Origin of the sequence: Pseudomonas sp. YuFO20, assembly GCF_035064975.1 — a bacterium.
GTDB lineage: Bacteria > Pseudomonadota > Gammaproteobacteria > Pseudomonadales > Pseudomonadaceae > Aquipseudomonas > Aquipseudomonas putida_AE.
The window spans coordinates 83,007-103,781 of record NZ_JAXDEO010000014.1 but is presented as its reverse complement, the minus strand read 5'-3'; the positions used below and the strand labels follow the sequence as shown (position 1 = coordinate 103,781).

The window sequence follows — 20,775 nt, the reverse complement described above, 5'->3', positions numbered from 1 at the left end:
GGGGGTCATTGAGTGACGGTAGCGCGCAAGTACTCCGGCGTCAGTACGTTGAACCACAGCAGGATCATGCTCACCAGAATGGTGACCAGGACCAGCAAGCCGACGCCCCAGACGCAAACGGCATTGAGCACGCCTTGCTCCTTGCGCTCGTGCATGAAGGTCGGCAATCCGACAAACAGCAGGAATGTCGAGTAAGCCGAAGCCGCCGCCAGCACCAGGATCGCCAGCCAGCGACTCGGGTACAGGCCGGCAATGCCCGCCAGGAAAAACGGCGTGACCGTGTAGGCGGCAAAACCGATGCACTGGTTGAGCGTCGGGCGTGAGTCGAAGGTGCGCGACATCCAGCGGATGAACACCCCCATGACGGCGACTCCAGCGAGCGTGCACAGATACAGCAAGGCGCACAGGTGCAGCGCGCTACGGTGGCTGAGGCGGACTGTTTCGTTTTCCGCCAGGCTCCAGCCGACGTAGGTGGTGCCAATGAACAGGCAGACGGCGGGGATCAAGGCCAGCAGGATCAAGTGGGCGAGGTAGTGGCGAGGATGCGCTTCTTCTTCCTTGCGAATATCCGTCCACGCGAAGTTCGGCTGAGTGAACAGTTTGACGATAGGTGCGGACATGATGACCTCCAGGTATCGAAAGGCCCGCCGGGGAGGGCCCATGAAGAGTGGAGCGCTGGAGGCCTCGGCAGGTTCCATTTTTAAGGTGCGCTGTGCATCACAGGATCGGTTTGCCCCCGGTTACCCCGAAACGCTGGCCGGTGATGTAGCTGCCTTCGTCCGAGGCCAGCAGCACGTAGATCGGCGCCACTTCCACCGGCTGACCCGGACGGCCGAGCGGGGTATTGGCGCCGAAATTCTGTACCGTATCCTCGGGCATGGTCGAGACGATCAGCGGCGTCCAGATCGGTCCCGGCGCCACGCTGTTGACCCGGATACCCTTTGGCCCGAGCATCTGCGCCAGGCCAGCGGTGAAGTTGGCGATCGCGCCCTTGGTCGTGGCATAGGCCAGCAGGGTGGGGTTGGGCATGTCGGAGTTGACCGAACTGGTGTTGATGATCGAGCTGCCGGGCTGCATGTGCTTGAGCGCCGCCTGGCAGATCCGGAAAATGGCGGTGATGTTGACGTCGAAGGTCATCACCCATTCTTCGTCGGAGATGTCCTCGAGGTTTTCGTGGGTCATCTGGAATGCCGCGTTGTTGACCAGGATGTCGATGCGGCCGAACCGCTCGACCGTTTTCTCCACCAGGGCCTGGCAATGCACCTTGTGCGCCAGGTCACCCGGCAGCAGCAGGCATTGGCGGCCGGCTTGTTCAACCCAGCGTGCGGTTTCCTCTGCATCTTCCTGCTCGTCGAGATAGGCAACGGCCACGTCGGCACCTTCACGGGCGAAGGCAATGGCCACCGCGCGGCCGATGCCGCTGTCGCCCCCGGTGATCAGGGCGATCTTGCCGTTCAGGCGACCGGAACCCTTGTAGCTCTGCTCACCGCAGTCCGGATAGGGATCCATTTTGCGTTGGGAGCCCGGGACGGGTTGCTGTTGTTTGGGGAAGGGTGGTTTTGGGTAGTCGTTCATCATCGATCTCCGGGTTCAAGGATGGGGGAGTCATAGGGTTGACCCTGGCCTTTTGTGCGGAGTTCGGTTGGATAATGTCCTGATGACGGGTGAAAACCTTGTAGGAGCTGGCTTGCCAGCGAAGGCGCCCGAAAAGACCAACGCAATGTTCAAGGACACCTTCGCCGGCAAGCCGGGCTCCTACAGGTATCTGCGCCGACCGGGCGGCTGCGCTAATATGCCCACCACTCAAACAAGAACAAGGCTCGCCTCGCGTAATGTCGGAAAAAGACACCATTTCCATTCAGCTGGTGCGTGAAGCGCTGCTGCAAAGTTGCGCCCCGGGCGCGGCCACCGATGAGGTGTTGGGCAAGGTCGGCATCGATCCGGCGTTGCTCGGCAGTAGTGACGCGCGGGTTCCCGCCAGCGCTTATGCGCGCCTGTGGCGCTTGCTGGCCCGGCGAGGGGATGACGAGTTCTTTGGCATGGACCCGCGCAAGCTCAAGTCCGGCAGCCTGGAGTTCCTCTGTCGCTGTGCCATGGTCCAGCCGAGCCTGGCGGCCGGGCTCGGCAGCGGCCTGGGTTTCCTGTCTTTGATGCTCGAGCGCATGCCCGCTGAGCTTGTGCATCAGCAAAGCCTGGCGGAAATCGTGTTGCTCGAAGACGACCATGAACCGCGCCGGGCCTTCACGTACTTCACCTATTGGATGATCGTGCACGGCGTGGCCTGTTGGCTGGCCGGACGGCGAATTCCGATCCTGGCGATCGAGCTGCGCTGTGCCCAGCCGGATTTCTGCGATGATTATCAGGTGATGTTCTCCGAGAACCTGCGCTTCGACCGACCGCGCACGCGGATGATCTTTTCCGCGGACTGCCTGGGTTTGCCGATCAAGCGCAGCGTCGAAGAGCTGCGGCGCTTCCTGGCCCATGCGCCGGCCAACATCCTGGTCAAGTACCGCGATCCGCAAAGCCTGGCCAGCCGGATCAAGCAGGACTTGCGGCAACTGCCCGCCGAGCACTGGCCGGAGACCGACACCCTGGCGCAACGCCTGTGCATGTCGGCCTCGACCCTGCGCCGGCGCCTGGCCGAGGAGGGGCAGACGTACCAGGGGCTCAAGGACAGCGTGCGCAAGGAGCTGGCCATCGCCTGGCTGGCCGAACCGGCCATCAGCTTCGCCGAAATCGCCACCCGCCTGGGGTTTGCCGACGCAAGCTCGTTCTACAAGGCGTTTCGCAAATGGTCGGGGTCCAATCCCGGGCATTACCGCAGTTTGATTCTCAACGAAGCCAGTTGATCTGGATTTCTGGTCGTATGGGCGGGCCTCTTCGCCTGTAGGAGCGAGCTTGCTCGCGATGGTCGTGAACGATGACCCTGGGAGCCTGATGCCCCGCGGTGTTCTCACGCCCATCGCGAGCAAGCTCGCTCCTGCAGCCTTGGCCAAACCAGTCAGACAACTTGATAACTTTGACCATTGCCCGACACCCCGCGCAGAGCGAGTATTTCCCTGTTGGTTACGGTTCCCCCCACCTAACAAAAAATACAGAGGGATTCTGGCAATGCGCGATTACTTGTCTGCCGTTTCACAGTTCCATTATCAGCACACCGTCGATGCCGCACTCGCCGGCAATCTGACCGCCCTCAACGCCTGCATCGAATGTTGCGACCGGCATGCGCTGCCGGGGCGTATCGCGCTGTTCTGGGAAGGCCGTGACGGCACCGGCGCGACCTACACCTTCAACGAGCTGCAGGACAAGGCCGCGCGTTTTGCCAACTTCCTGCTGGCCCAGGGCGTGAAGAAAGGCGACAAGGTCGCCGGACTCCTGCCTCGTAATATCGAATTGCTGATCACCGTGTTCGCCACCTGGCGCATCGGCGCGGTCTATCAACCCTTGTTTACCGCCTTCGGTCCCAAGGCCATCGAACATCGCCTGGGCAGTTCCGGGGCGAAAGTGGTGGTCACCGACGCGGTCAATCGCTCGAAACTGGCGGAAGTCGCCGACTGCCCGACCATCGTCACAGTCGCCGGCCCCAAAGGGCAGGGCATAGTCCGTGGGGACTACAGCTTCTGGGCCGAACTGGCCAACCACTCCAATGTCTGCGAACCGGTGCTGTTGACCGGCGAAGACCCGTTCCTGCTGATGTTCACCTCGGGTACCACCGGCCCTTCGAAAGCCCTGTCGGTGCCGCTCAAGGCCATCGTCGCCTTCCAGAGCTACACCCGTGACGCGGTGGACCTGCGCCCTGAGGACGCCTTCTGGAACTTGGCCGACCCGGGCTGGGCCTACGGCATCTATTTCGGCGTCACCGGCCCCCTGTCCATGGGCCACCCGATCACCTTCTACGATGGCCCGTTTACCCTGGAAAGCACCTGCCGGGTGATCAACAAATACGGGATCACCAACCTCACCGGCTCACCAACTGCGTATCGCCTGCTGATCGCCGGTGGCGACGAATTCGCCCGGTCGATCAAGGGCAAGCTGCGCATCGTCAGCAGCGCCGGCGAGCCGCTGAACCCGGAAGTGATCCGCTGGTTCGCCGACAATCTGGACGTGGTCATCCATGACCACTACGGCCAGACCGAGCTGGGCATGGTGCTGTGCAACCACCATGGCCTGGAGCACCCGATCCACATGGGCGCCGCCGGTTTTGCTTCGCCGGGCCACCGCATCGTGGTGCTGGACGACAATCACCAGGAACTGGGCGTTGGCCAACCGGGCATCCTGGCCATCGACCGCACCCAGTCGCCGATGTGCTGGTTCGCCGGCTACGAAGGCGCACCGACCAAGGCCTTTGTCGGCAATTACTACCTGAGCGGCGACACGGTCGAATGGAACCCGGACGGCAGCATCAGCTTCGTTGGCCGCAGTGACGATGTGATCACCACCTCCGGCTACCGCGTCGGCCCGTTCGATGTGGAAAGCGCACTGATCGAGCACCCGGCGGTGGTCGAAGCCGCGGTGATCGGCAAACCCGATCCGGAGCGAACCGAACTGGTCAAGGCCTTCGTCGTGCTCAGCGCGCAATACCGTGCCGCGCCAGAGTTGGCCGAAGAGCTGCGCCAACACGTGCGCAAGCGCCTGGCGGCTCACTCCTATCCCCGGGAAATAGAATTTGTCAGCGAGTTGCCGAAAACCCCAAGCGGCAAATTGCAGCGCTTTATCTTGCGCAACCAGGAAATCGCCAAGGCTCAAGAGGCCGCCGCGAAGAACGTTTCAGCTTGAATCGAAGGACACAATGATGCAGATCGAAAACAAGGTTTTTCTCGTCACCGGCGGTGCTTCCGGCCTCGGTGCGGCCACCGCTGAAATGCTGGTCGCAGCCGGCGCCAAGGTGATGCTGGTGGACATGAACGCCGAAGCCGTCGCGGCCCAGGCCCAGCGCCTGGGCGCGCAAAGCGTTGTCGCCGACATCAGCAACGAAGCGGCGGCAGAAGCGGCGGTGCAGGCGACGGTCAAGGCCTTTGGCGGCCTCAACGGGCTGGTCAACTGTGCCGGCATCGTGCGTGGCGAGAAGATCCTCGGCAAGAACGGTCCGCACGCGTTGGCAAGCTTCAGCCAGGTAATCAACGTCAACCTGATCGGCAGCTTCAACATGCTGCGCCTGGCGTCGGCGGCGATTGCCGAAACCGAAGCGGACGCCGATGGCGAGCGCGGCGTGATTATCAACACTGCCTCGGCGGCGGCCTATGACGGCCAGATCGGCCAGGCGGCCTACGCCGCGTCGAAAGGCGCCATCGTCAGCCTGACCTTGCCGGCCGCCCGTGAACTGGCGCGCTTCGGCATCCGCGTGATGACCATCGCCCCGGGCATTTTCGAAACGCCGATGATGGCCGGCATGACCCAGGAAGTGCGCGACTCCCTGGCCGCTGGCGTACCGTTTCCGCCACGCCTGGGCAAACCTGCCGAGTATGCCCGGCTGGTAAGGCATATCATTGAAAACAGCATGCTCAATGGCGAGGTGATCCGTCTCGACGGTGCCTTGCGCATGGCCGCCAAGTAAGGAGGATTTGTCATGACCCTTTCCAACGATCCGATTGTTATCGTCAGCGCCGTGCGCACCCCGATGGGTGGTTTCCAGGGCGAACTGAAAAGCCTCACCGCACCGCAACTCGGTGCCGCTGCGATCAAGGCCGCGGTGGAACGAGCCGGTGTAGCCAGCAATGGCGTCGACGAAGTGTTGTTCGGCTGCGTACTGCCGGCCGGCCAGGGCCAGGCCCCTGCACGTCAGGCGGCGCTCGGCGCCGGGCTGGATAAATCGACCCGTTGCACCACCCTCAACAAGATGTGCGGCTCGGGCATGGAAGCGGCCATCCTGGCCCACGACATGCTGGTGGCTGGCAGCGCCGAGGTGGTGGTTGCCGGTGGCATGGAAAGCATGTCCAACGCACCATACCTGCTGGACCGCGCCCGCAGCGGCTACCGCATGGGGCACGGCCGGGTACTGGATTCGATGTTCATCGATGGCCTGGAAGACGCCTACGACAAGGGGCGCCTGATGGGCACCTTCGCCGAAGACTGTGCCGAAACCAACGGCTTCAGTCGTGAGGCCCAGGATGCGTTCGCGGTGGCTTCGACCACCCGCGCCCAGCAGGCGATCAAGGACGGCAGCTTTAGGGACGAGATCGTGCCGTTGACCGTCACCGTCGGCAAAGAGCAGGTGACGATCAGCCATGACGAGCAGCCGCCAAAAGCCCGACTGGACAAGATCGCTTCGCTGAAACCGGCGTTCCGTGATGGCGGTACCGTGACGGCGGCCAACTCCAGTTCGATCTCCGACGGTGCGGCGGCACTGGTGCTGATGCGCCGTTCCGAGGCCGACAAGCGTGGCCTCAAGCCGCTGGCGGTGATCCATGGTCACGCGGCCTTCGCCGATACCCCGAGCCTGTTCCCGGTGGCACCGGTGGGCGCGATCGAAAAACTGATGAAGAAAACCGGTTGGTCGCTGAATGAAGTCGACCTGGTGGAAGTCAACGAAGCCTTCGCCGTGGTCAGCCTGGTGACCATGACCAAGCTGGAAATCCCCCACGAAAAACTCAACGTGCACGGCGGCGCGTGCGCTCTCGGCCACCCGATCGGGGCGTCCGGCGCGCGGATCCTCGTGACCCTGCTCTCGGCCCTGCGCCAGAAAGGCTTGAAGCGTGGCGTTGCAGCGATCTGCATCGGTGGCGGCGAAGCCACGGCGATGGCCGTGGAATGCCTGTATTAATGCAATCCATTGTGGGAGCGGGCTTGCTCGCGAAGGCGGTGTGTCATTCAACATTGATGTCGACTGGCACGGCCTCTTCGCGAGCAAGCCCGCTCCCACAGGTTCAGTGTTAAAACCAGGCATTTTGTATGAAGGCTTATTTTTAAGGATTCACCATGATCCCCAATGACGAACAACAGCAGATACGCGACGCGGCCCGGGACTTTGCCCAGGAACGCTTGAAACCCTTCGCCGCCGAATGGGACCGTGAACACCGCTTCCCCAAGGAAGCCATCGCCGAAATGGGCGAACTGGGCTTCTTCGGCATGCTGGTGCCGGAGCAGTGGGGCGGTTGCGAGACCGGTTACCTGGCCTACGCCATGGCCCTGGAAGAAATCGCCGCGGGCGACGGTGCCTGCTCGACCATCATGAGCGTGCACAACTCGGTCGGTTGCGTGCCGATCCTCAATTACGGCAATGCCGACCAGAAAGAGCGCTTCCTCAAGCCCCTGGCCAGTGGCGCCATGCTCGGTGCTTTCGCGCTGACCGAACCCCAGGCCGGTTCCGATGCCAGCGGCTTGAAAACCCGTGCCCGTTTGGACGGCGATCACTACGTACTCAACGGCTGCAAACAATTCATCACCTCGGGGCAGAACGCCGGGATCGTGATCGTGTTCGCCGTGACCGACCCGACTGCCGGCAAACGCGGCATCACCGCATTCATCGTGCCCACCGATTCGCCGGGCTACAAAGTTGCCCGGGTCGAGGACAAGCTCGGCCAGCACGCCTCGGACACCTGCCAGATTCTCTTCGAAGACGTGAAAGTGCCGGTGGCCAACCGTTTGGGCGAAGAGGGTGAAGGCTACAAGATCGCCCTGGCCAACCTCGAAGGCGGGCGCGTCGGCATTGCCTCGCAATCGGTGGGCATGGCCCGCGCCGCATTCGAAGCGGCCCGCGACTACGCCCGCGAGCGCGAGAGCTTCGGCAAGCCGATCATCGAGCACCAGGCCGTGGCGTTCCGCCTGGCGGACATGGCGACCCAGATCGCCGTTGCGCGGCAGATGGTGCATTACGCGGCGGCCTTGAGAGACAGCGGCAAGCCGGCGTTGGTGGAAGCCTCGATGGCCAAGCTGTTCGCCTCGGAAATGGCCGAGAAGGTATGCTCCTCGGCGCTGCAAACCCTTGGCGGTTACGGTTACCTGAACGACTTCCCGCTGGAGCGGATCTACCGCGACGTGCGGGTCTGCCAGATCTACGAAGGCACCAGCGATATTCAACGCATGGTCATTTCACGCAACCTCTAAAATGGAACCCCTGTAGGAGCTGCCGCAGGCTGCGATCTTTTGATCTTGATCGTTAAAATCAAAAGATCGCAGCCTGCGGCAGCTCCTACAGGGATCGAGTGCTTAGCAGGAGTCATTTACATGAGTTATGAAACGATTTTGCTGGAAACCCACGGCCGTGTGGGTCTGATTACTTTGAACCGCCCACAGGCGCTGAACGCGTTGAACGCGCAGATCGTCAGCGAACTGAACCAGGCCCTCGACGGCTTCGAGGCGGACTCGAACATCGGCTGCATCGTCCTGACCGGTTCGAAAAAGGCCTTTGCCGCCGGTGCCGACATCAAGGAAATGGCCGAGCTGACCTATCCGCAGATCTATATCGACGACCTGTTCAGCGACAGCGACCGCGTGGCCAACCGCCGCAAGCCGATCATCGCCGCCGTCAACGGTTTCGCCCTGGGCGGCGGCTGTGAACTGGCGCTGATGTGCGATTTCATCCTGGCTGGCGACAACGCCAGGTTCGGCCAACCGGAAATCAACCTCGGCGTGTTGCCGGGCATGGGCGGCACCCAGCGCCTGACCCGTGCCGTGGGCAAGGCCAAGGCCATGGAAATGTGCCTGAGCGGGCGCTTGATCGATGCCGTGGAAGCGGAACGTTGCGGCATCGTGGCGCGCATCGTGCCGAGCGATGAGTTGCTGGATGAAGCGCTGAAAGTCGCGGCGCTGATCGCTAAAAAGTCCCTGCCGATCGCGATGATGGTCAAGGAAAGCGTCAACCGGGCTTTTGAAGTGAGCCTGTCGGAAGGCGTGCGCTTTGAACGTCGGGTGTTCCATGCGGCGTTCGCGACGCAGGATCAGAAGGAAGGGATGGCGGCGTTTATTGCCAAGCGTGAGGCAGAGTTCCAGGGCAAGTGATGTAGCGTTATTGCGTGCCTCTTCGCTGGCAAGCCAGCTCCTACAGGTTTCGGTGTGTACATAATATGTGTGACCGACCGAGAACCCTGTAGGAGCTGGCTTGCCAGCGAAGCTTTTAAGGCTTCAGACCAGATAGTTCTTCAGTTCACGGGCAATCACCATCCGCTGAATCTCGCTCGACCCTTCATAGATCTGCGTGATCCGCGCATCCCGGTAATACTTCTCGACCGGGTAATCCTCCAGATACCCATACCCGCCATGAATCTGAATCGCTGAGGAGCAGACTTTCTCGGCCATTTCCGAGGCAAACAGCTTGGCCTGCGAAGCCTCCGACAGACACGGCTTGCCCGCCGTGCGCAGGCGAGCGGCGTGAAGGATCATCAACCGCGCGGCGTTCAACTGCATGTGCATGTCGGCCAGCAGGTTGGCGATGCTCTGGTGTTCATTGATGGTTTTGCCAAACTGCACACGATCACGGGAGTAGGCCAGCGCCGCTTCAAACGCCGCGCGAGCAATGCCCAGCGCCTGGGCGGCGATGCCGATGCGGCCGCCTTCGAGGTTGGACAGCGCGATGGCCAGGCCTTTTCCGCGCTCACCGAGCAGATTGGCCTCGGGGATGGTGCAGTTGTTCAGGGTGACCGCACAGGTATCGGAGGCGCGGATGCCCATCTTGTGTTCGGTGCGGTCGACGATGAAGCCAGAGGTGTCGGTTGGCACCAGGAACGCCGAGATACCGCGCTTGCCCAGGTCCGGGTCGGTCACCGCAAACACGATCGCCAGCTTGGCCCGCTTGCCATTGCTGACGAACTGCTTGGCGCCATTGATCACCCACTGGCCGTCGCGCAATTCGGCGCGGGTGCGCAAGTTGTGCGCTTCGGAGCCGGCTTGGGGTTCGGTCAGGCAGAAGCAACCGATGACCTGGCCGCTGGCCAGGTCCGCCAGCCAGGTCTGTTTCTGTTCTTCGCTGCCGTAGTTGAGCACCGGCCCGCAGCCCACAGAGTTGTGGATGCTCATGAACGCGCCGGTGGCGCCGTCGCCGGCCGAGATCTCTTCCACCGCCAGGGCATAAGCGACGTAGTCGACATAAGTGCCGCCCCATTCCTCGGGCACCACCATGCCCAGCAGGCCCAATTCACCCATCTTCGCCACCAGGGCGTCGTCGATCCAGCCGGCCTTTTCCCAAGCCTGGGCGTGGGGCGCGATTTCGCCACGGGCAAAGTCCCGGGCCATGTCGCGGATCATGACCTGTTCTTCGGTCAATTCGAGATCGTGCATGGTTCAGCTCCCGCTCTCATCGAAACCGTTGAAGAAGCTCGCCACGTGTTCGGCGTCCAGCGCCTGCAGGGTAGGCGGGTTCCAGCGCGGGTTCTTGTCTTTGTCGATCAGCAAGGCGCGCACGCCTTCGATCAGGTCGCCGCGCTCGAACCACTGGCGGTCCAGGTGCAGCTCAAGGGCAAAACACTGTTCAAGGCTCAGGTGCCGACCGCGCCGGAGCATTTCCAGGGTTACGCCCATGGCCAGGGGCGAGCGGGTCTGCAGCAGGTCGGCGGTGCTCAACGCCCACTCATGGCTGTCGGCGACCGTGACCTCGCGCAGTTGCTCCACAATACTCGGCACATCGGGCAAGGCGAAGAAGTGGTCGATAGCCGGGCGCAAGGCGGCCAGCGGTGCATCGGGCAACTGTTGCACGGCGAGTTTCGCCAGCAGGCCCTGAAGATCCTTCAGGGGCGTGTCACGCCATAGCAGTTGATCGAGTTTTTCATCCAGCGTGGCGAGTTTGCCGCTGTCCAGGTACCAGTCGGCCAGCCCGCAGTACAGCGCATCGGCCGCGCGGATCTGCACGCCGCTGACGCCCAGGTAGATCCCCAGTTCACCGGGGATGCGCGGCAGGAAGTAGCTGCCGCCCACATCCGGGAAATAACCGATGCCGACTTCAGGCATCGCCAGGCGACTTTTCTCGGTGACCACCCGCAGGTCGGCGCCTTGCACCAGGCCCATGCCGCCACCCAGGACAAAACCGTCCATCAAGGCCAGCACCGGTTTGCGGTAATGATGAATCGCGAGGTCGAGGGCGTATTCCTCGACGAAGAAATCTTCGTGCAGCGTATCGCCGCCCTTGAAGCTGTCGTACAGCGAGCGAATGTCGCCACCGGCACAAAAGGCTTTTTCGCCGGCACCGCGCAGCACCACCGCATGCACCTGTTCATCCTGTGCCCAGGCGTCCAGCTGACGCTGCAGGTTGCGCACCATCTCGAGGGTGATGGCGTTAAGGCCGGCGGGGCGGTTGAGGGTCAGGTGACCGATGTGGTTGCGAACCTCGGCCAGCACTTCGTTTTGCGTGGCATCCATTGACGAAGTCGCTGGAGAAGAAACCTGAGCAGTCATCACTAACTCCCTGCTTTTATTGTTCTTTATTAAGAAGCTCGCGCGCGAGCGATGCTGGATCGTACCAGTGCAAATTTGCCTTGTACAACCGGGATATGTGCAGGTGCTGTCTGCATTTTTGCAGCGGCTTTTGTAGGAGCGAGCTTGCTCGCGATGGTCGTGAACGATAACGCGTAAACCATTGGTGCAGCGGTGCCTTGATGTTTTTCGCGAGCAAGCTCGCTCCAACAGATAAGCCGATTCAGGCGCTACGGCTCAACACCTCACCAATACTGCGACGCCTGGCCTGCAACTCAGTGGCATGGATCAGCTGTTCAAGATCTTCGGGTGTGACGTCGATGAAGGCTTCCATTTGCGCCAGGGCCAATTTCAGATCCTGGGCGGTGATTGCCTGGCTGTCGATTGGAGGGTGGTCAGCCGGGACCACGGCGACCGGCTCGCTGGCCCGCTTGGGATATCGAATGCGCGTCAGGTTGTTATAGGCCAGGGCGCTGAGCAGCATGGTCGATGCGGCCAGCATCACCGGCCCCAGGGCTTTCCAGTCCATGGCAATGGTCGCCGGGTCCGCCAGGACCATTAGCAACGCCAGCGCCCCGGCCGGTGGATGCAGGCAGCGTAGCCAGCACATCAGGATCAGCGCCATGCCCGCCGCGAGGCAGGCGCTGCCCAGGGTCCGTCCGAGCACGTGGGCCACCAGCAGCGCGACCACTGCGGCGCTCAAGTAACCGCCGAGTATCGACCAGGGTTGCGCGAGCGCACCGGAAGATACCGCAAACAGCAACACCGCCGAGGCACCCAGCGGCCCGACCAGGTGCTGCGCCACTGGCATGCCGAATACCTGGGCGCACAGCCAGACGCTGAACATCGTCCCCAGCGCCATGCCGATGGCAGCACGACTCCATTCCGAAGGGCGGGTGTTGACGGCGGCGGGCAACCAGCGAGCAAGCATGATGAACAGGGTTCCTTTGAAAACCTGAGGAAAAAAAAAGGCTTGTCTGGGAAATCCAGAAAGCCCTTGAAGTCGTTCCAACTATTGGGGGAGGAACGACGACAGTGTGCCGATCATTGCCGATGATGACAAATTCATATTAATGAAGCTTCAGTTCATTATTTCTGATGTATCGCCACACGCCGTCCACTCATGAAACACAGGGACCCGCCCATGGCCGTCAGCGCGCTCAAGGCATAGAACATGGTTGGGGCCGGGGTGTGCATCAACAGGAAACCGCAGATCACCGGGCTCAGCGCGCCACCGAGGGCGGCCAGGTTCTGCGCGCCGTAGTAGCTGCCGCGCAGTTCTTCCGGGGCCAGGGTGTCGACGAAGAGGAATTCGGCCGGGTAGATGATCATTTCTCCGAGGGTGAAGATGAACATCGCCACGCACCAACTGACCATGCTGTCGGCCACGCTGAAGCCGATCAATCCGAGGATGAACAGACCGGTGCCGCCGGCAATCCAGAAGCGCAGTTGTTCACGGTTGAGGAACCGACCGATCTGGTACTGCAACAGGATCACGCTGATGGCGTTGCAGGCCAGCAGTGCCGCCATGATCTCCAAAGTGCGCCTGGAATCCTGGGTCACCAGCAGGTATTGCGACAGGTACAGGGTGAAACGCCCGTGCACCACGGTGCTGAGCAGGCAGCCGCAGGTGAACATGATCAGGGTGCGGTCGTTCTTCAGGGTGACCAGGGTCTTGAGGAAGCTCTGCGGTTGGCCGATGGTCGGTGCCTGCGCCGAATCCCTGGGGATGCCCAGCATCAGGAAGATGCTGGCGAAGGCGATACCGCCTGCGATCAGGAAGGGTGCGATCGGATAGACCCCGGCCATCACCACACCGAACATGGGGCCGGTGGCGTAGCCGATGTTGGTCAGGGTATAACGCAGCGAAAACGCCTTGGCGCGCTGGCCCACGGGCAGGTTTTCGCTCAGGATCGCCTTGGAGCCGATGAGGAACAACGCCGAGGCTGTTTCGGAAATGACCAGCGTCAGGGTGGCCAGGTAAAGGTTTTCGGCAAAGGCCAGCAACACGAAGCCGATGGCGCTGGAGAGCATCGTGAGGATCAGCAGCCGGCGTTTTTCCAGGCGGTCGATGACGTAGCCGCCGTACAGGGCGAGCAGGGTGGCGATGAACACCGCGATGCCCAGCAGCAGGCCGACGTCCTGTTGGTTGAGGCCCAGTTTGTCGCTTAGAAACAGGGTGAGCAGCGGACTGATGATGGCGCGGCTGACAACGATGGTCAGCGAAACGATCATCAGCCGGCGAACAACGAGCGAGTAGGTGGCCACGGTGGGGTAAATGTCCTTATTCAGATGGCAGCTTCCGTGCTTGCCATCCTCAGGCAGATGCGGGCTCACTTCAAGGCGAATTCACACTATCCCTGTAGGAGCTGCCGCAGGCTGCGATCCTTTGATTTTTTGAAAGCAAGATCAAGAGATCGCAGCCTGCGGCAGCTCCTACAGGGGGATTAGGCGACCACCTGCGCCGCAGGCCATTGCTGATACGGAATCGGCAACTTGCGTGACTCGCCGCGGCCCATCGGGAAGTACATGAAACCATTGCGCGCCAGGCGCTCGGCATCGTACAGGTTGCGGCCATCGAAGATCACCGGCGCATTGAGGCGCTGGCGGATCAGATCGAAATCCGGCGCCTTGAATTGTTGCCACTCGGTGCAGATGATCAGCGCGTCCGCACCGTTGAGCACCGATTCCGGCGTGCCCATGAGCATCAACCGGGTTTCATCGGGGTACAGCTGCTGGGTTTGCTGCATGGCTTCAGGGTCGAATGCCCGCACATTGGCACCGGCGGCCCATAACGACTCGAGCAACAGGCGGCTCGGTGCATTGCGCATGTCGTCGGTGTTGGGCTTGAAGGCCAGGCCCCAGACGGCGAAGGTCTTGCCCCGCAGCTCGCCTTTGTAGAAGGCCTTGAGGCGCTCGAACAGCTTGTGTTTCTGCCGCTGGTTGATGGCTTCCACCGCTTGCAGCAGGTCGCTGGAACAATGGGCCTGTTCGGCGCTGTGAATCAGGGCGCGCACGTCCTTGGGGAAGCAGGAGCCGCCATAACCGCAGCCGGGGTAGATGAAGTGGTAGCCGATGCGCGAGTCGGCGCCGATGCCCAGGCGCACCGATTCGATGTCGGCACCCAGGTGTTCGGCCAGCTCGGCGATCTGGTTGATGAAGCTGATCTTGGTCGCCAGCATGCAATTGGCGGCGTATTTGGTCAGCTCGGCACTGCGCAAATCCATGAACATGATGCGTTCATGGTTGCGGTTGAACGGCGCGTACAGGTCACGCATCACCTCACGCACTTCTTCGCGTTCACAGCCCACGACGATACGGTCCGGGCGCCGGCAATCGGCCACGGCCGAGCCTTCCTTGAGAAACTCGGGATTGGAGACGATATCGAACTGCAACAGGCGTCCGACCTTGATCAGGCACTTGTCGATATGCGCGCGCAGGGCATCGCCGGTGCCCACCGGCACCGTGGACTTCTCCACCAGGATCAGCGGTTGTTCACGGTGCCGTGCCACCGCTTCGCCCACCGCCATCACCTGGCTCAGGTCAGCCGAGCCATCGTCCCGGGACGGTGTGCCGACCGCGATGAACAGCACCTGGCCATGTTGCACCGCGAGTTTCTCATCGCTGGTGAACTGTAACCGTCGGGCATCCAGGCCTTCGCGTACCAGGCTGGCCAGCCCGGGTTCGAAAATGCTCACATGGCCCTGTTGCAGGCATTCGACCTTTTTCTCGTCGACGTCCATGCAGACCACGTCGTGGCCGACTTCTGCCAACACCGCCGCTTGCACCAGGCCTACATAACCGCTACCGAACACACTGATTCTCATGGTTTGCTCCTGCCCCGATCGAGTCCGGTCAAGGTTTAGCAATGCCATGTTTCAATTCGTCTATCGGCGTCACACCGGCCGTTGGTCGGCAGGGCATTTGACTTTCCCGGCCGTGACCGGCAGCGTAGCGGCCATTCCTGTCGCCATGGCGTTTTCTGTTTCCTCTTTATCCAAGGCCGTTTCGTTTGACTGACTTACCCGCAACTGATCCAAGTGCCCTCAGACCCAATCCGCTAACCCTGTATCTCGCACGACTGGCGCCCTCCAGCCAACTGACCATGCGTTATGTCCTGCAGGACGCCGCCGATCGCCTGGGCTTTGAAGAAATGAATGTCGAGGAGATCGCCTGGCACAACCTGCAACCCGAAGATGTCATCGCCCTGGTCGCCGCCTTGCGCACCGACGGTTATGCGCCCAACACGTCGTCGTTGTACGTCAATGCGGTGCGCGGGGTAATGAACGAAGCGTGGCGCATGAGCCTGATCAGCCAGGAGCACTTGTTGAAAATGCGCTCGGTCAAGGGCATCGCCGGTACGCGCCTGTCCCAGGGGCGCAACCTGCGGCGCTCATTGATCCAGGAACTGATGGAGGTTTGCGCCGCTGATCCTCGGCCACAGGGCAAGCGGGACGCCGCCGTTATCGCGATCCTGTACGGTTCGGGCATGCGCAAATCGGAATCGGTGAACCTCGACCTCAATCAGCTCGACTTCAATGAGCGCAGCCTGCGCGTCACCGCCAAGGGCAACAAGCAGTTGATCAAGTACGCCCCGGCCTGGGCGTTCGCCAAGCTCGATGCCTGGCTGGAACTGCGCCGCTCGATGCTCAAGGAAGGCGAAGAGGACGACCCGTTCCTGTTCAATCGTATCCGCCGTGGCAGTCACATCACCCGCGAGCGCATCACCAAGCACGCGATCTATTACATCGCCCGGCAGCGGGGCGCGCAGGTGGGGGTGAAAATCATGCCGCATGATTTTCGCCGCTCGTTCATCACCCGGGTGATCGAGGAACACGACCTGTCCATCGCGCAAAAACTGGCCCATCACAGCAACATCCAGACCACCGCCAACTACGATGTGCGCGACGACAACGCGCGCCGTCGTGCGGTGGATCGCTTCGATCTTTGACGGCCATGCAACAGGTTCGAGGGATCAGGGCTCGCTCAGCACATGCGCGTGGCCAATGGTCGAGACCTGCACGGCGCTGCCGGCAGGCGGTGCATACAGGCCGGAGCTGCGTACCAGCAATGATCGGCCTATGGGCTGATCGGCGGTGCGCGAATGCAACTCCACGGTCAAGGTGCAGGTGTTGCCGCTGAAATCCCGGTCGACCACCTTGGCACGACAGCCCGTGACACCGGTGGCGTCGGGCAGCACGCTGGTCAGTTGCAACTGTTCGGGCCGTAGCATGATCTGCGCCGAGTGGTTGTTGCGGTGATTGTTGACCGGTATCCGGCCCAGGTCGCAATGGGCCCAGCCAGCCTCGATCCGCGCTGGCATGACCACGGCGTCGCCGAGAAACAGCGCGGTCTGTTCGTCGTCGGGGTAGCGATAGAGGTCCAGCGGATGGCCTGACTGCACCAGCCGGCCGTGGCGCATCACCGCCAGTTGATCGGCGAAGGACAAGGCTTCGCTCTGGTCATGGGTGACCAGGATGGTGGTGACCCCCGCGTCGGCCAGCAGGCGCGCGACCATCTTGCGCATGACCGCGCGCAAGCCGGTATCGAGTGCCGAAAACGGCTCGTCCAGCAACATCAGCTGCGGCTGCTGCGCCAGCGCCCGTGCCAGCGCCACACGCTGCTGCTGGCCGCCGGACAATTCATGGGGCCAGCGCATCGCCATGTTCGCATCCAGTGCCACGCTGTCCATCAATTGCGCGACACGCTCGCGCTTTTCGCGGCCCTTGATCGACAGGCCGAAGCCGATGTTGTCGGCCACCGTCATGTGCGGGAACAAGGCGCCGTCCTGTGGGACGTAGCCAATCAAACGTTGGTGCGCCGGCACTTCATGGGTGCTGTCGACCAGGGTCTGGCCATTGAGCGACAGGCGGCCGGAGTCAGGAAACTCGAAGCCGGCAATCATCCGCAGCAAGGTGGTCTTGCCTGAGCCCGAGGGGCCGACAATGACCGTACGGCTGCCGCTGGGCACCGACAGGCTGACGTTATCCAGAGCTCGCTGGGAACCGTAGGCTTTGTTCAGTGAATGCAGTTCAAGAGTGTTCATCGGCCAGCCGTTTTTTTCGATTGGTGATACAGGAGCCCGGTCAACGGCAGCGACAACAGGATCATCAGCAGGGCATAGGGCGCCGCCGCGACATAGTCGATTTCGCTGGTCATGGCCCAGAACCCGGTCGCCAGGGTCCGTGTGCCATTGGGCGCGAGCAACAGGGTGGCGGTCAGTTCATTGGTGATCGCCAGGAACACCAGCGCCGCACCGGCAGCCGCACCCGGAGCGGCCAGGCGCAGGGTGATCAGCCATAACGCGCGGGCAGGGGAGCGGCCCAGGCTGCGGGCCATGTTTTCCAGCTCCACCGGTGCCTGAGCGATGCCGGCGCGCAGGCTCACCAGCGCCCGGGGCAGGAACATCAGCAGGTACGCCAGCAGCAAGGTGACGGTGGTCTGGTAGATCGGCCGGGCAAAATGAATGGTGACGGTCACCAGTGCCAGCGCAACGACGATGCCCGGCAATGAACTGGTGATGTAGTTGCAGCTTTCCAGCAGCCGCTGCAGGCGTCCGGGATGGCGGATCGACAGCCAGGCGATCGGAATGGCGGCGCAGGTGGTCAGGGCAGCCCCCGCCACGCCCAGCATCAGGGTCTGTTGCAGCGCCGGCAGCAGCTCGCCCAGGTTCCAGGCCTGCACGCCGCCGGCGATCAGCCAGCCGCCCAGGGTGATCAAGGGCACACCCAGCGCCAGGGCGCAGGTGGTGCTCTGCAACGCCAGTGCGAGCACCCTGGCCGGGGTTTTCAGGCCCACGATCCGTTGCTCACGGGCACTCCCGGAGCCCACGCGGGCGTAGCGCGCATGGCCCCGTGCGGCGGATTCCACGGTCAGCATCACCAGGCAGCACAGGGCGAGCACGCTGGCCAGCATGTGGGCGGCAGGCCCGTTGAAGGTGGATTTGAACTGATCGAAGATCGCGGTGGTGAAGGTGTCGAAGCGGATCATCGCGTACAGGCCATATTCGGCCAGCAGGTGCAGGCCGACCAGCAACGCGCCACCGCAAATGGCCAGGCGCAACTGCGGCAGCACCACGCGAAAAAACACCGCCCACGGCTTGAGCCCCAGCGATTCGGCGACATCTTCGATAGCCGGGTCGAGGCGCCGTAAGGTCGCGGCAATCGGCAGGTACAGGAACGGGAAGTAGGCAATCACCGACACCAGCACCCCGGCGAACAAGCCGTGAATCGGCGGCACCAGGCTGACCCAGGCATAACTGTGGACGAAGGCCGGCACCGCCAGGGGCGCCGTGGCCAGCAACGACCACCAGCGACGCCCCGGCAGATCCGTGCGCTCGGTCAGCCAGGCCAGTGTCACACCCAGCGCGATACAGAGGGGAATCGTCAGCACCACCAGCAACACGGTGTTGATCAACAACTCGCCCACCCGTGGCCGGAACACCAGGGTCACCACCGTGGACCAGCCGGTCTGCAGGGACACGCCGATGACGTAGGCAATAGGCAGCAGCGCCAGCAACGAAACCAGCACCGACAAACCGACCACCCACGCGCCACCGCGGCTCGCGAACACGCCGCGCGATCGTCTACGCAAATTGGCGGGTAGCGCTTGGGCGGTACCCGCGGGCAGGATTTCAGGCATCAATTAAAGCAGTCCTGCCTGAGTCATCAGCTCCACGGCTTTTTTACTGTCGAGTTTCGAGGCGTCGACGGATGGGGCGTCGAGCTGCTGCAAAGGCACCAGTTTAGGGTTGGATTCGGCGTTCTTGCCCACGGCGTATTCAAACGATTTGCCATCCTTGAGGATGGCCTGGCCGTCCTTGCCGGTGATCCACTTGAGGAACGCCTGGGCTTGTTCCTTGTGCTTGCTGGAGGCCAGGACGCCGCCTCCGGAAATGCTGACAAACGCCCCCGGATCCTTGTGCTTGAAGTAGTGCAGGGCGGTGTTCTTGCTGTTTTCGCCGGTCTTGGCCTGATCGACGAAGCTGTAATAGTGGTAGATCACGCCGCTGTCGATCTGCCCGGCATTCACCGCCTTGAGCACCGAACTGTTGCCCCGGTAGGCCGTGAAGTTGGTCTTCATCGCCTTGAGCCAGTCCAGGGTCGCGGCTTCGCCTTTCTGTTCGAGGATGGCGGCGACGATGGCCTGGAAGTCGGCACCACCGGGCGAGGCGCCCCAGCGGCCTTTCCACTCTGGCGCGGCGAGGTCCATGATCGACTTGGGCAACTTGTCCTGGGGCAGTTTGCTCGGGTTGTAGACGAACACCGTGGAACGCGCCGCGATCCCCACCCATTTGCCGTGGGCCGGGCGGTAGGCCGGGTCGACCTGCTCCAGGGTGGCCTTGTCCACGGGGGCAAACAAGCCTGCGCCGTCGACCAGGACCATCGCCGGGGAGTTTTCGGTGAGGAACACATCCGCCGGCGAGTCGGTCCCTTCCTGTACGATCTGGTTGCCCATTTCGGTGTCGTCGCCGTTGCGCATCGTCACCGGAATGCCGGTTTCCTGGGTAAACCCTTCGACCCAGGATTTGGTCAGGCTTTCGTGCTGGGCGTTGTAGACCACGATGCCGACGGTATCGGCGGCGTATACGTGACCTGCGCTCACCAGGGCGGTGACCAGCAAGGCTTTTTTGAGGAACGAAGGGATCGTGGACTTCATGCGGCGTCAGCTCCTGTTATTGTTGGTCTTGCAGGCTGATACGAGCGAATCGACAAAAGAAGGTCGTCAATTATTCTAGATCAATACGAATCATTTGCAGCCTGTGGGAGCGAGTTTGCTCGCGATGGTGTATCAGACACATTGATGTCGCCGGACACACCATCGCGAGCAAGCTCGCTCCCACAGGGGGATGGTGTTATGGGCTGGTACTTGCGGACGGACAACCTTTTTGCGTGGAGGCCGCTGCCTGGTTGATTAGCGCCGCCAGGCGCCTGACGTTGTTCTGCTGCGCCGCCACCAGCTCATCGATGGACGGTCCCGACGGTGTCTGCAGGGTGCTGCGGCAGGTGTCCATGAGGCTTTCACTGCCATTGTTGGTACGCAGGCGCCATTTCACGTCGAGCAACCCATACTGGCCGGGAATCGAATCAAAGCGCTGCACCTCCAGCCGCACCGATACCCTGCGTTGCGGATTGTTGTTGATCATCTGGTCGGTCAGGGCACTGCGCAACTCGTCCACCAGGCTGGCCCCCCACCATTCGGTTTCGAGGATCGCCATGCCGGTATTGCCCTCGCGCACGACGATCTGCGGGCGATCGACCTGGGGCGGTACGGTGAGCATTTCAATCTGGATACCGGCGGTACTGCGTGAATTGACCACCGGCTGGGCCGGGGTCAGGGTGTGAAACTGGATCGGATCGCTGCGACAGGCAGCGAGTAACGACAACGCCGCGACCAACGTGATTTTCAGCGGAAAAGCCATGAATGTTGCTCCTG

At 62.2% G+C, this 20,775-nt stretch carries 19 protein-coding genes; 8 read left to right on the top strand and 11 right to left on the bottom strand.

Annotated elements, in window-relative coordinates; all coding sequences use genetic code 11:
• Window positions 1-5: 5 nt before the first annotated feature.
• Window positions 6-620, bottom strand: a complete 615-nt coding sequence (locus tag SOP85_RS10315) for a Yip1 family protein (protein WP_274075781.1) — start codon at window positions 618-620, stop codon at window positions 6-8.
• Window positions 621-717: 97 nt separating this feature from the next.
• Window positions 718-1,575: an SDR family oxidoreductase gene (locus SOP85_RS10310; protein WP_323626884.1), complete on the bottom strand. Its 858-nt coding sequence runs from the start codon at window positions 1,573-1,575 to the stop codon at window positions 718-720.
• Between the two features lie 257 nt (window positions 1,576-1,832).
• On the opposite strand from SOP85_RS10310, the gene SOP85_RS10305 reads away from it, so the two are divergent.
• From SOP85_RS10305 to SOP85_RS10280, 6 genes are all read left to right on the top strand, one after another.
• A complete protein-coding gene (locus SOP85_RS10305; RefSeq protein ID WP_323626883.1) occupies window positions 1,833-2,849 on the top strand; it encodes an AraC family transcriptional regulator in 1,017 nt (338 codons plus the stop codon).
• 262 nt (window positions 2,850-3,111) lie between these two features.
• Window positions 3,112-4,776 carry an AMP-binding protein gene (locus SOP85_RS10300; RefSeq protein ID WP_323626882.1) on the top strand — a complete coding sequence of 555 codons (1,665 nt, stop codon included), beginning with the start codon at window positions 3,112-3,114 and terminating at the stop codon, window positions 4,774-4,776.
• A 16-nt stretch (window positions 4,777-4,792) separates the two neighbouring features.
• Window positions 4,793-5,554 (top strand): SDR family NAD(P)-dependent oxidoreductase, encoded by a 762-nt coding sequence (locus tag SOP85_RS10295; RefSeq protein ID WP_274075777.1) that lies wholly within the window; start codon window positions 4,793-4,795, stop codon window positions 5,552-5,554.
• A 12-nt stretch (window positions 5,555-5,566) separates the two neighbouring features.
• A complete protein-coding gene (locus tag SOP85_RS10290) occupies window positions 5,567-6,760 on the top strand; it encodes an acetyl-CoA C-acyltransferase (RefSeq protein WP_323626881.1) in 1,194 nt (397 codons plus the stop codon).
• 155 nt (window positions 6,761-6,915) lie between these two features.
• Complete coding sequence (locus SOP85_RS10285) at window positions 6,916-8,043, top strand: acyl-CoA dehydrogenase (protein ID WP_323626880.1); 1,128 nt, start codon at window positions 6,916-6,918, stop codon at window positions 8,041-8,043.
• Between the two features lie 120 nt (window positions 8,044-8,163).
• The gene (locus SOP85_RS10280) at window positions 8,164-8,937 is read left to right on the top strand and encodes an enoyl-CoA hydratase (RefSeq protein ID WP_323626878.1); all 774 of its coding nucleotides are present in this window, start codon (window positions 8,164-8,166) and stop codon (window positions 8,935-8,937) included.
• A gap of 123 nt (window positions 8,938-9,060) precedes the next feature.
• Here the strand turns inward: SOP85_RS10280 and SOP85_RS10275 are convergent, their stop codons facing one another.
• From SOP85_RS10275 to SOP85_RS10255, 5 genes are all read right to left on the bottom strand, one after another.
• Window positions 9,061-10,212 (bottom strand): acyl-CoA dehydrogenase family protein, encoded by a 1,152-nt coding sequence (locus tag SOP85_RS10275; RefSeq protein ID WP_323626877.1) that lies wholly within the window; start codon window positions 10,210-10,212, stop codon window positions 9,061-9,063.
• A 3-nt stretch (window positions 10,213-10,215) separates the two neighbouring features.
• The gene (locus SOP85_RS10270) at window positions 10,216-11,322 is read right to left on the bottom strand and encodes an enoyl-CoA hydratase/isomerase family protein (RefSeq protein ID WP_323626876.1); all 1,107 of its coding nucleotides are present in this window, start codon (window positions 11,320-11,322) and stop codon (window positions 10,216-10,218) included.
• Between the two features lie 241 nt (window positions 11,323-11,563).
• Window positions 11,564-12,271 (bottom strand): HPP family protein, encoded by a 708-nt coding sequence (locus SOP85_RS10265; RefSeq protein WP_323607320.1) that lies wholly within the window; start codon window positions 12,269-12,271, stop codon window positions 11,564-11,566.
• A 158-nt stretch (window positions 12,272-12,429) separates the two neighbouring features.
• The gene (locus SOP85_RS10260) at window positions 12,430-13,608 is read right to left on the bottom strand and encodes an MFS transporter (RefSeq protein WP_323626875.1); all 1,179 of its coding nucleotides are present in this window, start codon (window positions 13,606-13,608) and stop codon (window positions 12,430-12,432) included.
• Window positions 13,609-13,787: 179 nt separating this feature from the next.
• Window positions 13,788-15,167, bottom strand: a complete 1,380-nt coding sequence (locus SOP85_RS10255) for a UDP-glucose dehydrogenase family protein (RefSeq protein ID WP_323626874.1) — start codon at window positions 15,165-15,167, stop codon at window positions 13,788-13,790.
• 46 nt (window positions 15,168-15,213) lie between these two features.
• On the opposite strand from SOP85_RS10255, the gene SOP85_RS10250 reads away from it, so the two are divergent.
• Together SOP85_RS10250 and SOP85_RS10245 are read left to right on the top strand one after the other, a co-directional pair.
• Window positions 15,214-15,360, top strand: a complete 147-nt coding sequence (locus tag SOP85_RS10250) for a hypothetical protein (RefSeq protein WP_323626873.1) — start codon at window positions 15,214-15,216, stop codon at window positions 15,358-15,360.
• Window positions 15,353-16,291, top strand: a complete 939-nt coding sequence (locus SOP85_RS10245) for a site-specific integrase (protein ID WP_442967901.1) — start codon at window positions 15,353-15,355, stop codon at window positions 16,289-16,291. Before SOP85_RS10250 ends, SOP85_RS10245 begins: the two co-directional genes overlap by 8 nt.
• A 24-nt stretch (window positions 16,292-16,315) precedes the next feature.
• On the opposite strand, the gene SOP85_RS10240 is transcribed toward SOP85_RS10245, so the two are convergent.
• The 4 genes from SOP85_RS10240 to SOP85_RS10225 form a co-directional block, all read right to left on the bottom strand.
• A complete protein-coding gene (locus SOP85_RS10240; protein WP_274075768.1) occupies window positions 16,316-17,386 on the bottom strand; it encodes an ABC transporter ATP-binding protein in 1,071 nt (356 codons plus the stop codon).
• Window positions 17,383-18,981, bottom strand: coding sequence for an ABC transporter permease (locus tag SOP85_RS10235; protein ID WP_323626872.1), 1,599 nt, complete (start codon window positions 18,979-18,981; stop codon window positions 17,383-17,385). The genes SOP85_RS10240 and SOP85_RS10235 overlap by 4 nt, the downstream gene beginning before the upstream one ends.
• Window positions 18,982-18,984: 3 nt before the next feature.
• A complete protein-coding gene (locus SOP85_RS10230; RefSeq protein ID WP_323626870.1) occupies window positions 18,985-19,998 on the bottom strand; it encodes an iron ABC transporter substrate-binding protein in 1,014 nt (337 codons plus the stop codon).
• A gap of 196 nt (window positions 19,999-20,194) precedes the next feature.
• Window positions 20,195-20,761, bottom strand: a complete 567-nt coding sequence (locus tag SOP85_RS10225) for a PqiC family protein (protein WP_323626869.1) — start codon at window positions 20,759-20,761, stop codon at window positions 20,195-20,197.
• Window positions 20,762-20,775 lie beyond the last annotated feature (14 nt).